Origin of the sequence: Actinoplanes sp. M2I2, from assembly GCF_023544445.1 — a bacterium.
Classification (GTDB): Bacteria; Actinomycetota; Actinomycetes; order Mycobacteriales; family Micromonosporaceae; genus Actinoplanes.
In genome coordinates, this window is the sequence record NZ_JALPVJ010000010.1 from 226,868 (window position 1) to 241,445 (window position 14,578).

General features: G+C 70.5%; 14 protein-coding genes and 1 tRNA gene. 1 reads left to right on the plus strand and 14 read right to left on the minus strand.

Features of this window, described 5'->3' with window-relative positions; genetic code table 11:
• Positions 1 to 5: 5 nt before the first annotated feature.
• The 8 genes from HJC40_RS22195 to HJC40_RS22230 form a co-directional block, all read right to left on the minus strand.
• Positions 6 to 893, minus strand: a complete 888-nt coding sequence (locus HJC40_RS22195; RefSeq protein ID WP_250003238.1) for a 3'(2'),5'-bisphosphate nucleotidase CysQ — start codon at positions 891 to 893, stop codon at positions 6 to 8.
• 61 nt (positions 894 to 954) lie between these two features.
• A complete protein-coding gene (locus HJC40_RS22200) occupies positions 955 to 2,841 on the minus strand; it encodes an exopolysaccharide biosynthesis polyprenyl glycosylphosphotransferase (RefSeq protein ID WP_250003239.1) in 1,887 nt (628 codons plus the stop codon).
• A 140-nt stretch (positions 2,842 to 2,981) separates the two neighbouring features.
• On the minus strand, positions 2,982 to 3,569 hold the full coding sequence (pth, locus tag HJC40_RS22205; protein ID WP_250003240.1) for an aminoacyl-tRNA hydrolase: 588 nt from the start codon (positions 3,567 to 3,569) through the stop codon (positions 2,982 to 2,984).
• A gap of 143 nt (positions 3,570 to 3,712) precedes the next feature.
• Complete coding sequence (locus tag HJC40_RS22210) at positions 3,713 to 4,339, minus strand: 50S ribosomal protein L25/general stress protein Ctc (protein ID WP_250003242.1); 627 nt, start codon at positions 4,337 to 4,339, stop codon at positions 3,713 to 3,715.
• A gap of 454 nt (positions 4,340 to 4,793) precedes the next feature.
• A complete protein-coding gene (locus HJC40_RS22215; protein WP_250003243.1) occupies positions 4,794 to 5,774 on the minus strand; it encodes a ribose-phosphate diphosphokinase in 981 nt (326 codons plus the stop codon).
• Between the two features lie 295 nt (positions 5,775 to 6,069).
• Entirely contained in the window at positions 6,070 to 7,530 is a 1,461-nt protein-coding gene (gene glmU, locus HJC40_RS22220) for a bifunctional UDP-N-acetylglucosamine diphosphorylase/glucosamine-1-phosphate N-acetyltransferase GlmU (RefSeq protein ID WP_250003244.1), read from the minus strand.
• Between the two features lie 92 nt (positions 7,531 to 7,622).
• A tRNA-Gln gene (locus tag HJC40_RS22225) sits at positions 7,623 to 7,693 on the minus strand.
• Positions 7,694 to 7,741: 48 nt separating this feature from the next.
• A complete protein-coding gene (locus HJC40_RS22230) occupies positions 7,742 to 8,575 on the minus strand; it encodes a helix-turn-helix domain-containing protein (protein ID WP_250003245.1) in 834 nt (277 codons plus the stop codon).
• A gap of 209 nt (positions 8,576 to 8,784) precedes the next feature.
• Between HJC40_RS22230 and HJC40_RS22235 the strand changes: the two genes are divergently transcribed.
• Entirely contained in the window at positions 8,785 to 9,387 is a 603-nt protein-coding gene (locus HJC40_RS22235; RefSeq protein ID WP_250003246.1) for a TetR/AcrR family transcriptional regulator, read from the plus strand.
• A 141-nt stretch (positions 9,388 to 9,528) separates the two neighbouring features.
• Here HJC40_RS22235 and HJC40_RS22240 read toward each other — a convergent pair whose 3' ends face one another.
• The 6 genes from HJC40_RS22240 to rsmA form a co-directional block, all read right to left on the minus strand.
• Entirely contained in the window at positions 9,529 to 9,981 is a 453-nt protein-coding gene (locus HJC40_RS22240) for a DUF4383 domain-containing protein (protein ID WP_250003247.1), read from the minus strand.
• A complete protein-coding gene (locus HJC40_RS22245) occupies positions 9,981 to 10,442 on the minus strand; it encodes a DUF4383 domain-containing protein (protein WP_250003447.1) in 462 nt (153 codons plus the stop codon). Before HJC40_RS22245 ends, HJC40_RS22240 begins: the two co-directional genes overlap by 1 nt.
• Before the next feature lie 80 nt (positions 10,443 to 10,522).
• A complete protein-coding gene (locus HJC40_RS22250; protein ID WP_250003248.1) occupies positions 10,523 to 12,328 on the minus strand; it encodes an ABC-F family ATP-binding cassette domain-containing protein in 1,806 nt (601 codons plus the stop codon).
• A 7-nt stretch (positions 12,329 to 12,335) separates the two neighbouring features.
• The gene (locus HJC40_RS22255; RefSeq protein ID WP_250003249.1) at positions 12,336 to 13,283 is read right to left on the minus strand and encodes a 4-(cytidine 5'-diphospho)-2-C-methyl-D-erythritol kinase; all 948 of its coding nucleotides are present in this window, start codon (positions 13,281 to 13,283) and stop codon (positions 12,336 to 12,338) included.
• Positions 13,280 to 13,690 carry a Uma2 family endonuclease gene (locus tag HJC40_RS22260; RefSeq protein WP_250003250.1) on the minus strand — a complete coding sequence of 137 codons (411 nt, stop codon included), beginning with the start codon at positions 13,688 to 13,690 and terminating at the stop codon, positions 13,280 to 13,282. Before HJC40_RS22260 ends, HJC40_RS22255 begins: the two co-directional genes overlap by 4 nt.
• A complete protein-coding gene (rsmA, locus tag HJC40_RS22265) occupies positions 13,687 to 14,574 on the minus strand; it encodes a 16S rRNA (adenine(1518)-N(6)/adenine(1519)-N(6))-dimethyltransferase RsmA (protein ID WP_250003251.1) in 888 nt (295 codons plus the stop codon). Before rsmA ends, HJC40_RS22260 begins: the two co-directional genes overlap by 4 nt.
• Between the last annotated feature and the right edge of the window lie 4 nt (positions 14,575 to 14,578).

The window sequence follows — 14,578 nt, forward strand, 5'->3', positions numbered from 1 at the left end:
AACCGTCATTCTGACGGAAGGTGACGCTGCAACGCTGCAAGCAACCGAGGAGCGAGATCCTTACGGCACACCACCAGGTCCGGCAACTTAGGGTCGGCCTCGTTGTATTTCAACGCAGATCCGTCGATTCGGCTAGCGTGCAGCCCGGTGGCCAATGCCACAGCGACCGGTGCGGCCGAGTCCCACTCGTACTGGCCACCGGCGTGCACGTAGGCGTCGGCCTCACCGCTGATCACCGCGGCGATCTTCACCCCGGCCGAGCCCATCGGCACCAGCTCGGCCCCGATGTCCGAGGCCAGCGCGGTGACGAAGGCGGGCGGCCGGGTGCGGCTGGCGGCGATGCGGATGGGTCGCGCGGTCGCGTCGAGCGGCATCGGCGGGTACGCCGGCGCGTGGTCGGTGGCGATCGTGCGGTGCTGGGCCGGCATGGCCACCGCGCCCGCGGACAGGCAGGCCGGACTCGAGCAGTCGGCCGTCCACAGGGCCACGTGCACGGCCCAGTCGGTGCGGCCCTGCTCGGAGAACTCGCGGGTGCCGTCGAGCGGGTCGATGATCCAGACCCGGGAGGCGCCGAGCCGCTCGGGCCGCACGGTGTGATGCTCGCCCTCGCGCCAGGCGTCGCGGGCGTGGTCGTCCTCCTCGGAGAGGACCGCGTCGGCCGGGCGCCAGCGGGCCAGCTCGGCCCGCATGAGGTGGTGCGCGGCCTTGTCGCCGGCCGCCTTGAGCGCCTTGCCGTCGGCGAAGCCCATGTCCTCGCGGACCTGCAGCAGCGTCTGCCCGGCCCGGTCGGCCAGCCAGCGGGCGAAGGCCGCGTCGTTCACCGGCGGCATGCCGCCGTCGCCGCTCTCCCGCTGCTGGGTGACGCGCGCCGACGTCTCTGTCCGCTCGCCCATACTCTCGCCACTCCCCATCCGACCCGCTCCACCCGCCGCCCTCGGCGGTCTGGAGGCTCCGTCAATACGCTCCGGACGACCGCACCACTGCGGTCATCGTGCGCAACAGGATCACCAGATCCAAGCTGAGTGTCCAGTTCTCCACATAGCGCAGGTCCAGCCGGACCGCTTCCTCCCACGGCAGGTCCGAACGTCCGGAGACCTGCCACAGGCCCGTCATGCCCGGCTTGACGGCGAGCCGGCGCCGCACGTCGTCGGCGTACGCCGCCACCTCGGACGGCAGCGGCGGCCGCGGGCCGACCAGCGACATCTGTCCCAGCGCCACGTTCAGCAACTGCGGCAGCTCATCCAGCGAGAAACGGCGCAGATGACGCCCGACCGGGGTCACCCGCGGATCGTCACGCATCTTGAAGAGCACGCCGTCGTGCTCGTTGAGATGCCGCAGCTCGGCCAGCCGGGCCTCGGCATCCACATACATGCTGCGGAACTTGAAGATGCGGAACAACCGGCCGTCACGACCCACCCGCACCTGTCGAAAGAGTACCGGCCCGCGTGATGTGCACCGCACACAGAGTGCGACAGTCAGCAGCAGGGGACCGAAGATCATCAATAGGGCAAGCGCCCCGAGCCGGTCGAACACCTCTTTGACCAGGCGCGATCCGCCGTGCAGCCGAGGGTGCTCGACGTGGAGCATCGGCAGCCCGTCGAACGGCCGGATCGTCGTCCGGGCGCCGGCGACGTCGACCAGGGCGCTCGCGACCACCAGGTCGACCTCGTCGCGTTCCAGCCGCCAGGCCAGCCGTCGCAGCGCCGCGCCGTCTAGCTCGGGGCAGCTCAGCACCACGACCGTGTCCGCGTCGGCCTGCTCGACCGCCCCCGCGACGTCGTCGAACGTGCCGTAGACGGTCAGCCCCGGCGACCCGCCGACGCCGACGCCGTCGTGCCCCGGCGGCAGGCAGACGCCCACCACCTCGAGCCCGTGATAGCGCTCCCGCCGCAGCTGGCGGGACATGCCGATGACCGACAACTCGTGCCCGACCAGGATGACCCGGCGCAGGCTCTCGCCGCGGGCGCGCGAGCGGTGCAGCCGCCGGCGCAGGGCGAACCGCAGCACGACAGCCGAGCCGATCGCCGTCGGCAGCGCGGCCAGCACATAACTGCGGGCCAGATCCAGATCGAGCGCGTACGACACCAGGGCCACCCCGGCGATCAGGCCGACCCCACCGCGGAACACCCGCTGGTACTCGTCCGTGCCGACGAACAGGTAGCGCCGCTCGTAGGCCCGCGAAACCGCCAGCACGGCCAGCAACAGCACCGGCAGCAGCGCGGACAGGACGACGTAGGCGCGGTTGTAGGTGGTCACCTCGTCGCCGAACCGCAGCCCGAAGGTCGCCGCGCCGGCCGCCATGCCGGCCAGCAGGTCGCACAACACCAGCGAGCGCACGTAACGGCGCTCCCAGCGCTGCCGCCTCGACATGGCGGCGTGCCGCCCGCGGAACCGCAGGAACGGGCGGGCCGCCGGACGGGTGGCCGCGGACCGGTTGGGACGCTCCGACCAGTGCCGGTCGACCGCGCTGTTGCGGGCCCGGTCCGGCTCCCCGCGCGTGGTCAGCGGGGGCGCGTTGTCGGGCTTGACGTCGGGTCGGGCGACTCCGGGATCGATCCGGTTGGGCGAGGCCGGCCGGCTCGGAGCCGGGCGGGCCGCCCCTACCGAAGCCCGGTACATGGTCGCTCCGTGCGGATGCGTGGCCGCGCCCGACGGCGGCGGGCTCAGCGGCACGACCGGGGCGGGGATCTTCGCCCGGCGTGGCCCCGTGTTGGCCGGCGGGTGGTTGACCCACCCGTAGCCCTCCGGCGGCTGCGCCGGCGGACGCACCGGACGGATCGCCGGCAGGAGCACGGTGGGCTGGGTCAGCACCGCCTCCTGCGCGGACAGGTCCTGCTGCACCCCGAACCTCCCCCATCCGCCGGTCAAAGCGCACCGAATCGGTGCATACGTCTGACCAACGGTCGGACCGGCGCGAGCGTCACGGGATCGACAGGCGGACAAAACCGCCCAAACGATCTAAACGTTTCGACCCCGCCGCATCAACCGCCGTGGTATTTGTTCTGCGCCCACTCCACGCCCTCGAGCACGATGGCCTCGACCACATCGGCCGCCCGGTCGACCAGGAAGTCCAGCTCCTTGCGCTCGGCCGAGCCGAAATCGGAGAGCACGTAGTCGGCCGGATCCTGCCGGCCCGGCGGGCGGCCGATCCCGAATCGCACCCGCGCGTACTCCTTGCTCGCCAACGACTTCGACATGGACCGCAGTCCGTTGTGGCCACCCTCACCACCGCCACGCTTGGCTCGTACCTGCCCGAAAGGCACATCAAGCTCATCGTGCACGGCAATCACGTTCGCCACAGGGACTTTGAAAAACTGGGCCATGGAGACCACCGGAGCGCCCGACAGGTTCATGTAGGTCAGCGGCTTCACCAGCACCAGCTTCGGGCCGCCGAAGCCCAGCCGGCCCTCACCGACCTCGGCGTGCGCCCGCTTCGACCGGCCGAACTTCGCGCCCACCCGGGACGCCAGCAGATCGGCCACCAGAAAACCCACGTTGTGCCGGTTACCGGCGAACTCCTTGCCGGGATTACCGAGACCGACCACCAGCCACGGCGACTCGTCGCTCACTACGCCTCCACCATCCGACCGCCCCGCCCGCCCCGATCGCCCCGCCCAGCCAAGAGACCGGACTCGAGGCCCAACGCACACCGGGGAAAGTACCTGACGGCACTTTCCCCGGGTTCACTGCTCGTACGCCGACTCGGCGGGCACTACTCGGCGGGCGTGGCCTCGCCGGTCTCACCCTCGGTGGCCTCGCCGCCCTCGGTGTCACCCTCGAGCTGCTCGGCGGTCTGCGCCTGCGACACGATCGCGAGCACGAAGTCGGGCTCGACGGCCAGCTCGGTGCCGGACGGCAGCTGCACGTCGGCCGCGGTCACCTGGGCGCCCGCCTCGAGGCCCTCGATCGACACCTCGAAACCGGACGGCAGGTGCATCGCCTCGGCCACCACGGCCAGGGTGTTGGACTCGTTGACGATCAGGGTGTTGCGGGCGGCCTCGCCGACCAGCGTCACCGGGACATCGACCTGGACCTTCTCGCCACGCTTGACGATGATCAGGTCGACGTGCTCGTAGGTGTCCTTGATCGGGTCGCGCTGGATGGCCTTGGGCAGGGCCAGCGTGGCGCCGGAGGCGCCGACGATGTCGATCGTGAACACGGTGTTGAGGCCACCGTGCCGGATGGCGGCCGCGAACTCACGAGAAGGCAGCGCGATGTGCACCGGCTTCTCGCCGTGGCCGTAAAGCACGGCGGGCACCAAACCGGCCCGGCGCGTGCGGCGGGCACCACCCTTGCCGAACTCGGTGCGGGGCTCGGCGCTGATCTTTACCTCGGACACGGGGAAACTCCTGAAACTCTTGGATCGGGCTGCGACGTAGTCGGCGTGCTGCTTGCCTTTGCAGTGGTGCAGTCGGCAGTTTTCGGGCTGGCGGCCGCCGTCGGTGCTGAAGGCCGTCGTCGGCGCTGCCGGGCAAGGGGGCGCGCGGGGCACAGGCCCGGAGCACCGCGTCGATCACGGTGCCCCCGAATGGCTGCGAACCTCAGCAGACCGCGGGGCACCCTCGCCGTGGCAACCGCACTATCCTACCTTCCGCGAGAGCGCACGGATCAGCGGGTCCGGCGTGGTGCGGCACTGTGCGCGAACTTCACCCTCTCGGTGCAAGTTGCACAGCGGCATTGCCCGACAAACGCCACTTTTGGGCACCACGAATTTCCAACCGCCTATCGCGGAATCGCCGGCCCTGATCGGGCGGCGCAGCGCACCCGATCAGGCCGGCTCGGTTGAGCGGCGCTCAGCTCAGACCGCCGAACAGCGTCGTCACCGAGCCGTCGTCGAAGACCTCCCGGATCGCCCGGGCCAGCAGCGGCGCGATCGACAGCACGGTGATCTTGTCGAGACGCTTCTCCGGAGGCAACGGCAGCGTGTTGGTCACGACCAGCTCACTGATCCGGCTGTTCTTCAACCGCTCGGTCGCCGGGTCGGACAGCAGCGCGTGCGTCGAGGCGACGATCACATCGGCCGCGCCCTCGTCCCACAGGATGTCGGCCGCCTTCGTGATCGTGCCGCCGGTGTCGATCATGTCGTCGACGATCAGGCAGACCCGGCCCTCAACCTCACCGACCACCCGGTTGGCCACCACCTGGTTGGGCTTCAACGGATCACGAGTCTTGTGGATGAACGCCAGCGGGCAGCCGCCCAGCCGGTCCGTCCACCGCTCGGCCACCCGCACCCGGCCCGAGTCGGGCGCCACCACGGTCATCGGCCGGCCGGCGTACTTCTTCTGCACATGCTCGGCCAGGATGTCCATCGCGAACAGGTGGTCGACCGGGCCGTCGAAGAAACCCTGGATCTGCGCGGTGTGCAGATCGACCGTCAGGATCCGGTTGGCCCCCGCCGTCTTCAGCAGGTCGGCCATCAGCCGGGCCGAGATCGGCTCGCGGCCCCGGTGCTTCTTGTCCTGCCGCGAATACGGGTAGAACGGCAGCACGACCGTGATCCGCTTCGCCGACCCACGCTTCAACGCGTCGATCATGATCAGGGTCTCCATGACCCAGCGGTTGACACCCTCGGTCATCGACTGCACGACGAAGGCGTCCGAACCGCGCACGGAGTCCTTGAAACGGACGAAGATCTCACCGTTGGCAAACTCGTACGAGTCGGCGGGAGTCGGCGCCACGCCGAGCACCTGGCCGATCTCCTCGGCCAGCTCCGGGAAACCGCGCCCGGAGAAAAGCATCAGAGACTTACGGTTCTCCGCGACGATGCTGCCCATCGGCTCGCTACTCCCGTTGGATCGAGGGGGTGGGGATGTGATTCTCGTGAAGTATCCCCCGCGGCCACTTCGCCGCCACGTTCCACAGCCGCCGGGTGGGATGCCTCACCCTCACCGGATCTCTCCAGCTCAGACACGGTCAACCCACCGCCGTACGCCCGGTCGCACCCGGTCTTGCCCGGCCCTGAGACGCGCCCGGGACGGATGTCGGATACCCGCCAGTGGCCTTGCCAACCCGAAGTCCAGCCGGACACCGCTTTGCTCCAGCTAACCGCACCGGGACGGGATCCGTCCGTCACTCCGCCGTGCTGACCTCGCCGTCGGCGTCCTTCTCGGCCAGCGCCCGCTCGGCCGCCGCCGCCGACGCCGTGCCGGCCCGGCGCCGGGCCACCCAGCCCTCCACGTTGCGCTGCGGCGCCCGCGTCACCCCCAGGCTGCCCGCCGGCACCGACTTCTGAATCGCGCTGCCGGCCGCCACATAGGCCCCCGGCTCGATCTCGACCGGCGCGATCAGCACAGTGTCCGACCCCACGAACGCGGCCTCACCCACCGTGGTGTGGCTCTTGGTGACCCCGTCGTAGTTCGCGAAGATCGTGCCCGCCCCGATGTTCGCCTTCGCGCCGATGGTCGCATCCCCCACGTACGACAGGTGCGGCACCTTGGCGCCCTCGCCCAGCTCGGCGTTCTTGGTCTCGACGAAACCGCCCACCTTGGCCTTGCGCCCCAGCCGCGTACCCGGCCGCAGGAACGAGAACGGCCCCACGGTCGCCTCGGCCCCGATCTCGGCCCCGATCGCATGCGTCCGCAGAACCACCGCGCCCGCACCGACCGTGCTGTCGATCAACGTCGAATCCGGCCCGACGATCGCGCCGGCGGCCACCGTCGTCGCCCCCAGCAGCTGCGAATTCTGGTCGATCTCGGCATCGGGCTCGAGCCGCACCGTCACGTCGATCCACGTGGTCGTCGGGTCGAGGATCGACACACCCGCCCGCATCCACGCCTCGTTCACCCGATCGCGCAGCAACGCGCGCAGCCGCGCCAGCTCGGCCCGGTCGTTGCACCCCAGCGTCTCGTCGGCGTCCGGCGCCACGAAGACCCCGACCGGGTGACCCACGGAGGCCAGGATCCCGAACACGTCGGTCAGGTACTCCTCGCCCTGATCGTTGTCGGTCGACAGCTTCGACAGCGCCTCCCGCAGCAGCGCCACGTCGAAGGCGTAGATACCGGCGTTGATCTCACGGATCGCCCGCACCTCGGCCGACGCGTCCCGCTCCTCCACGATCCGCTCGAGGTCCCCCGCGGCGTTCCGCACGATCCGGCCCAGCCCCGACGGGTCCCCCACCTCGGCCGCCAGCACGGTCGCCCCGCGCGCGCCCGACTCGTGCGCCGCGATCAGGTTGCCCACCGTCTCGGCCCGCAGCAGCGGCACGTCACCGTTCAGCACCACCACGGTCCCGCCGGCCTCGGGCAGAGCCTCGAGCGCGATGCGCATCGCGTGGCCCGTGCCGTTCTGCTGCGCCTGCAGCACCGTCGTGACGTCGGGGGCGACCTCGGCCAGGTGCGCCTCGACCTGCTCGGCCCGGTGCCCCACCACGACAACCGTCTGCTCGGCCCCGGCCGCCGACGAGGCGGTCAGCACGTGCCCGAGCAGGGTGCGCCCGAGCAGCGGATGCAGCACCTTGGGAGTAGCGGACTTCATCCGCTTGCCCTCCCCGGCAGCAAGAACAACGACGGTACGACGAGGGGCCTGACTCACGCGGTACTCCCGTGCTCGCAATAGTCACTCAGAGTCGGGCGGCATCGACCGCCCGACGGGCCCGGGGACCCGGACCCCTTCGCAGGAACAAGCTCGGCCGCCAGGATTCGAACCCGGAATACTCGGACCAAAACCGAGGGTGATGCCATTTCACTACGGCCGATTGGTTCGGTCGCCACACTAGCGTCTGGCGTCCGCTCCGCAGAATCTACTATCCCTGAGCATCCAGTGCTTCCATCACGCCCTCCACCCGCCAGTAGAGCTCTCTCGACTTCGGCACCGAGATGACCAAGCAGCCGTGATAGTCGGCTCCGGTGTTAGCGCGCTTGGTCAGCGGGTTGTGCCGCTTGATCGTCGGCCGTTGGAACAACTCGCGAGGCACGCCCAGCCGCTCGGCCCACCAGTCACCCGCGATCTCGGCGTCCGAGCTCTCGTGGATCTGGACGCGGTACCGCAGCGAGTCGCCCTCGCGACCGTGGGCACGGAGAAACCGCAGGAACAGGCGGTGGAGCCGAGGGTCGTTGTTGATGAAAATCAGCCGATCGTGCCTACGCCAAGGCTTAGATTTCGAACCTTCGCACATGTAGGCCAGCGCGCCGCCCAAGAGCACGTCCCTGTCTGTGATCTCGCCTACTTCGTCGGCGACGCCAGCCCACACGTCGGCCTGTCGACGGTCGCGGTCAGCGCGAAACTCATCCCAGCGAGCGGCGAGCATGAGGTCGGAGTGTGCCTTCTTTTCACGAGCCCGCTCAGCATCGGGGTCAAGCGGAAGGTGCTTCACCCAGCTGTAGGCGGTCGATTTGGCGACACCGAGTTTCACGGCCAGGTCATTCACCGACCACCCTCGTTTGCGCAGCTCGACAGCTTGCTGGCGCAGGTCGTCCTTCGCGGTCGGACGCCTGGTCCACTCAGGTGGGGTTATACCGCGCAGCCATTCGGTCAACGTGCCACTTCCGACGCCCAGGTGCTTCCTCAACTGCGAGATCGACAAACCCGGATCGACACGAAGTCGCCGGGCTTCCTCCCGCATAGCCTCCATATCCATGTTCCTACATTAGGACGAAGGCATGACCTTAGGTAAGTCCGTAGACGTGCCATTCAAGGTCGGGCCGGCCGGACAGACGTGACCGGTCACGCCCGAATCACAGGGCGATGGCGTCCGGGCGTAGCTGGCAGGATGGCCGGGTGAAGGATCCTGGCGATGCCGACGGCAGACAACGGCGCACGCGGCCGCCCGCGGCGCCTCGGGTGCGCATGTCGGCCGCGCAGCGCCGGGAGCAGTTGATCGCGACGGGACGTCAGCTTTTCGCCGAGCGCGGCTTCGACGCGACCAGTGTGGAGGAGGTCGCTTCCCGGGCCAAGGTCTCCAAGCCGGTCGTCTACGAGCACTTCGGCGGTAAGGAGGGCCTCTACGCGGTTGTCGTCGACCGCGAGGTGCGGGCCCTGCTCGACCGGATCACGGCGGCGCTGACCGCGGGCGATCCGCGGGAGTTGCTCGAGCAGGCGGCGCTGGCGTTGCTGGATTACATCGAGGACGAGCCGCACGGGTTCCGTGTGCTGGCGCGGGAGTCGCCGGTGCTGGCGCCGGCGGGCACGTTCTCGAGTGTGATGAACGACGTGGCGCACCAGGTGGAGCATATTCTGGCTGCCGCGTTCACGACCCGGGGGCTCGATCCGAAGTTCGCCGAGCTCTATTCGCAGGCGCTGGTCGGGATGGTGGCGCTGGTCGGCCAGTGGTGGCGGGAGGCCCGCGAGCCGAAGAAGGAGCTGGTGGCCGCCCAGTTGGTCAACCTGGCCTGGAACGGCCTGTCCCACCTGGAGGCGAAGCCCACCCTGCTCACCCGCGAGATGCCCTGATCCGCACGCCCCGGCCGGGAAACGCCGGACCGCGTGCGCCGAGCGAGCCAACGCGGGCCGGACCAGCCATGGTGAGCCGGGACCGGCCGATCGGAACAGCCGGCCCGACGAGGAGACACCGAACGCGGCGGCAAGCGTCGCTCAGGAGGCTGGCCCCCGCGCGGCGGCCTGGGCGTTGTCCGGTTGGCCGATCTTGCCATAGAGGCCCGCGGTCAGCACGATCAGGCCCAGCGCGGTCAGCACGATCACGTTGATCATCGAGGCGTTGAAGACGTTGGCGTCGGTCTGCAGGGCGGCCATCAGGACCATGGCGTAGCCGGCCAGCGCCCAGCCGAGCACCAGCGTGACCTGGTGGTAGAGGTTGCGGCCGAGGAGGACGGCGGCCAGCAGCACCACGCCGAGGAGCAGGGTGACCCAGGCGGTGGCCGGGTTGGTGCGCAGGCCGAGGACCCAGTCGTGGCCGCGGTGGAAGAACGGGTCGCCGGCTGTCACTCCGAGGCTGATGGCGCCGAAGAGTGTCAGGTAGGCCCCGGCGAGAAACGCGAAGAAGCGGTAGACCGGGCGCAGGGGGTGGTTGAGGGGGTAGTGCGCCATCAGGCCGTACGGCCCTCGCGCACCTGCCGCGGGGCGCCGGACTGGGACTGCGGCGCGACCTTGAGGTAGAGGCCGGCGGTGATCAGCAGCAGGCCGACGAGGTAGGTGACCACGACGGTGGCGATCGTGAAGCCGAAGAAGTTGGCGTCGGTGCGGTTGACGGCGAGCTCGTAGCTGCCGATCACCAGCAGTCCCCAGCCGAGGTACTTGTTGGCCTCGACGTCGAGGTTGCGGCCGAGGGCGGCGGTGGCCAGCACGATCGCGCCGACGACGAGGGCGAGGATCGACCAGAGCAGGTTGGCGCCCTGGCCGAGGACGCGGACGTCGGTGGCGCCGGTGAAGCTCTCGCCGGAGGTCTGGATGAGCCCGATGACGCCGAACACGACCAGGTAGGCGCCGGTGAGGAAGGTGACCCCGCGATAGAGAGGCCGCAGCGGGTGGTTGACCGGGGTGTGCGCCATGGTGTCCGTCTCCAAGGTCTGGTGTTGTTCCCGCCGATTCTCGCGTATCCCCCTCGAGCGGCGCAGGCACACCCCCCGGATCAGTTTCCGGGCACCTGCTCGGCCAGCTCGAGCCAGGCTTCCTCGACGTCGGCGCGTTCCTGTTGGACGGCTTTGAGCTGCGCGTCCAGTTCCATGATTTTGTCGTAGTCGCTGCCGTGCTCGGCCAGTTTCTCATTGATCTTGGCGGAGCGCTCCTCGAGCTTGGCCAGCTGGCGTTCGAGGCGGGCCAGGTCTTTGCGGGCCTGCCGCAGCTCACCGGCGGAGAGGCCGCTTGCGGCCGCGGGCGCTTCTTCCCGTACGCCGTAGGTCTGCGGTTCCCCCGACCCGGCGCGCGCCGCGGTGCGGGCCAGGTATTCCTCGATGCCGCCGGGCAGGTGCACGAGGCGGCCGTCGCCGAACATCCCGTACGCCGTGTCGGTGACCCGTTCGACCAGGTAGCGGTCGTGGCTGGCCACGATCATCGTGCCGGGCCAGGAGTCGAGCAGGTCTTCGAGCGCGGCCAGCGTGTCGGTGTCGAGGTCGTTGGTGGGTTCGTCGAGCAGCAGCACGTTGGGTTCGGCGGCGAGCAGGCGCAGCAGTTGCAGCCGGCGCCGCTCACCGCCGGAGAGGTCGCTGACCGGGGTCCAGATGCGCTTGTCGGTGAAGCCGAACACCTCGGCGAGCTGGCCCGCGGAGAGCTCCCGGTCGCCCATTTTGACCCTTTTCGCGACCTCTTCGACCGCTTCGAGCAGCCGCAGGTCGCCCGGCAGCTCCTTGAGCTCCTGGGAGAGGAACGCCGCGCGCACGGTGGAGCCGGTGTTGAGGCGGCCGCCCTCGGGCCGGGTGAGGCCGGCGAGCAGGCGCAGCAGGGTGGTCTTGCCGGCGCCGTTGGCGCCGAGGATGGCGAACCGGTCGCCCGGCCCGACCTGCCAGGTCAGCCCGTCCAGGATCGTCTTGGGCCCGGCGTGCAGGGTGACGTTCTCCAGGTCGTAGACCTGCTTGCCGAGCCGGGAGGTGGCCAGCCGCTGGAGGCTGACCTGGTCGCGGACTGGGGGGACGTCGGCGATCAGCGCGTTGGCCGCGTCGATCCGGAACTGGGGCTTGGAGGTGCGGGCGGGCGGGCCGCGGCGCAGCCAGGCGATCTCCTTGCGGAGCAGGTTCTGCCGGCGGGACTCGGTGACCGCGGCGACGCGCTGCCGCTCGGCCCGGGTCAGGATCCAGGCCGCGTAGCCACCCTCGTACGCGTGCACCTGCTCGTCGACGACCTCCCAGGTCGCCGTGCAGACCGCGTCGAGGAACCAGCGGTCGTGGGTGACGACGATGAGCGAGCCGCGGCGGGTCACCAGGTGACGGGCGAGCCAGTCGACGCCGGCGACGTCGAGATGGTTGGTCGGCTCGTCGAGGATCAGCAGGTCGCTCTCGCGGACCAGCAGGGCGGCCAGCGCGACGCGGCGGCGTTCGCCCCCGGACATCGGCCCGACCGGCGTCTCGAGGCCGAGGTAGCCCATGCCGAGACCGTCGAGGATGGCGCGGACCCCGGCGTCACCGGCCCATTCGTGTTCGGCCCCCATGCCCTCGGCCAGCCACGCGGTGCCGAGCACGACGTCACGCACGGTCGCCTCGGCGGCCAGGTCGAACGTCTGGGGCAGGGTGGCGACGCGCACGTCGCGCCGGTGGGTGACCCGGCCCGAGTCGGGTTCCTCACTTTTGGCGAGCAGCCGCAGCAGCGTCGATTTGCCGGCGCCGTTGAGGCCGACGATGCCGATGCGGGCGTCGTCGTCGAGCCCGAGAGAGACGTCGGTGAGCAGTTGGCCGGCGGCGCCGTAACCCTTGCTCACCCGGTCCAGGTTGATGATGTTCGCCACGATGCTTCTAGGTTACCCGCGCGCCCGGCATCGGCCCGCGGGCGGTGACCGCTTCGCGGCACACCCCGGCCGCGTTGAGCCCGGCCGCGACCCGCCCGGCGTGGGCCCCGTCGGTGGCCAGGAACACGCAGGTCGGCCCGGAGCCGGAGACCAGCCCGGCGACGGCGCCGGCCTCGCTGCCCGCCTTGAGCACGTCGGCCAGCTCGGGACGCAGGGCGAGCGCGGCCGGTTGGAGGTCGTTGCCGAGCGCGGCGCCGAGCACCTCGGGGTCGCGCTGGCGCAGCGCGGACATCAGCTCGTCGGCGTCACCGAGGGCCTTGGGCGGCCATGAGCCGTCGCGCAGCTCGTCGAGCTTGCGGTAGACCTCGGGGGTCGACAGCCCGCCGTCGGCCACCGCGACCACCCAGTGCCAGGTGGTGGGGCGGGCCAGGATCGGGCTGATCGCCTCGCCGTGACCGGTGCCCAGGGCGGTGCCGCCGTGCAGCAGGAACGGGATGTCGGAGCCGAGCGTGGCGCCGATCTCGGCCAGGTCCTCGCGGGCCATCCCGGTGCCCCACAGCAGGTCGCAGGCGATCAGCGCGGCCGCCGCGTCGGCGCTGCCGCCGGCCAGCCCACCGGCGAGCGGGATCGTCTTGCGCAGATGCAGGCGGGCGTAGGCCGGGACGCGGGCCCGCGCCGCCAGGGCCTTGGCCGCGCGCAGGATCAGGTTGGTCTCGTCGAGCGCGAGCGTGCCGGCGCCCTCGCCCTCCATGGTCAGGGTGAGCGTGTCACCGGCCCGGGCGGTCAGCTCGTCGAACAGGCTGATGGCGTGGTAGACGGTGTTGAGCTCGTGGAACCCGTCGGTCCGCAGCGGCCCCACCCCGAGGTGGAGGTTGATCTTGGCCGGCACTCGCACCCGGACGGGCCCGTGGTGGCGGCGCGGCTCGTCGTCGTCCGGTCCCCAGGCTTCGGTCACGGAGTGATGTCCAGGATCGGGAGCTTGGTCTCGAAGGGCGCGCTCAGCACCAATTCGGTGTCCGCATCGCCGGCCGGTTCATACCTGCCGTTCACCAGGTCATAGGCGTAGACGTGCACGGGATCCTGTTCGGTACGCCAGAAATGCGGGATGCGCACCGCGACTCCGATCGCCGTGCCGGCCTCGAATTCCTCCGGTGCGTTCTGCCGGAACCACAGCCACAGGAGATTGCCGATGTTCTGGTGCTCAAGCGTGGGAGAAGGGACCTCGATCATGACTCCGTCGCGGAGTTCGACGCGGGGAGCGTCCTCGGGGAGGCCAAGAATGTCCTCGAGAAGGTGATCAGCGTGCCGCTGCCTGATCGGGTCGGGCGACCACAGGACATGACCAGCCTGTTGCGCGGTCATGAGTCCACCTCCTCGGGCTGCGCGTCGGACGGGCTGAGCTTACCGCCGGGGGGCGACGTTGTGGCCGCCGCCGCGATCGCCGCGAACTGCTCCACGGTGAGCGACTCCCCCCTGGCCTGGGGGCTCACCCCGGCCGCGACGAGCACCTGCTCGGCCCGGCCGGCCCCACCGGCCCACCCGGCCAGCGCCGCCCGCAGCGTCTTGCGCCGCTGCGCGAACGCGGCGTCGACCACGGCGAACACGGCGCGCCGGTCGGCGCCGGCCGGCGGGGTGCGGCGGGTGAAGGCGACCAGCCCGGAGTCCACATTGGGCACCGGCCAGAACACCGCGGGCGGGACCTTGCCGGCCGAGCGCGCCTGGGCGTACCAGGCCAGCTTGACCGACGGGATCCCGTACACCTTGGAACCGGGACCGGCGACCAGCCGGTCGGCGACCTCCTTCTGCACCATCACCAGGCCGCCGCGCAGGGTGGGCAGCTCGGCCAGCAGGTGCAGCACCACGGGGACGGCCACGTTGTAGGGCAGGTTGGCCACCAGCATCGTGGGCGCCGGGTCGAAGTCGGCCCCGCGCACGTGCAGGGCGTCGGCGTTGTGCACGCTCAGGTGGGCGGCCGGGACGGTCCCGGGCAGCGCGTCGGCCAGCCGCGGGTCGATCTCGACGGCGTGCACGTGACGCACCGCGCCGACCAGGCCGAGGGTGAGCGATCCCAGGCCGGGGCCGACCTCGAGGGCCACGTCGCCCGGGGTCAGGCCGGCCGCCGTGACGATGCGCCGGATCGTGTTGGGGTCGTGCAGGAAGTTCTGGCCGAGCTTCTTCGTGGGGGCCACGCCGAGCCGGGCGGCCAGGTCCCGGATCTCCGCCGGGCCGAGAAGTGCGTCAGCCATGGGT

Excerpts from the sequence above, each read along its gene's own strand:
- HJC40_RS22230 (WP_250003245.1), bottom strand. The coding sequence starts at position 8,575 with ATGGATATGGAGGCTATGCGGGAGGAAGCCCGGCGACTTCGTGTCGAT.
- HJC40_RS22260 (WP_250003250.1), bottom strand. The coding sequence starts at position 13,690 with ATGACCGCGCAACAGGCTGGTCATGTCCTGTGGTCGCCCGACCCGATC.
- HJC40_RS22235 (WP_250003246.1), top strand. The coding sequence starts at position 8,785 with ATGTCGGCCGCGCAGCGCCGGGAGCAGTTGATCGCGACGGGACGTCAG.
- HJC40_RS22245 (WP_250003447.1), bottom strand. The coding sequence starts at position 10,442 with ATGGCGCACACCCCGGTCAACCACCCGCTGCGGCCTCTCTATCGCGGG.
- HJC40_RS22240 (WP_250003247.1), bottom strand. The coding sequence starts at position 9,981 with ATGGCGCACTACCCCCTCAACCACCCCCTGCGCCCGGTCTACCGCTTC.
- HJC40_RS22195 (WP_250003238.1), bottom strand. The coding sequence starts at position 893 with ATGGGCGAGCGGACAGAGACGTCGGCGCGCGTCACCCAGCAGCGGGAG.
- rsmA (WP_250003251.1), bottom strand. The coding sequence starts at position 14,574 with ATGGCTGACGCACTTCTCGGCCCGGCGGAGATCCGGGACCTGGCCGCC.
- HJC40_RS22215 (WP_250003243.1), bottom strand. The coding sequence starts at position 5,774 with ATGGGCAGCATCGTCGCGGAGAACCGTAAGTCTCTGATGCTTTTCTCC.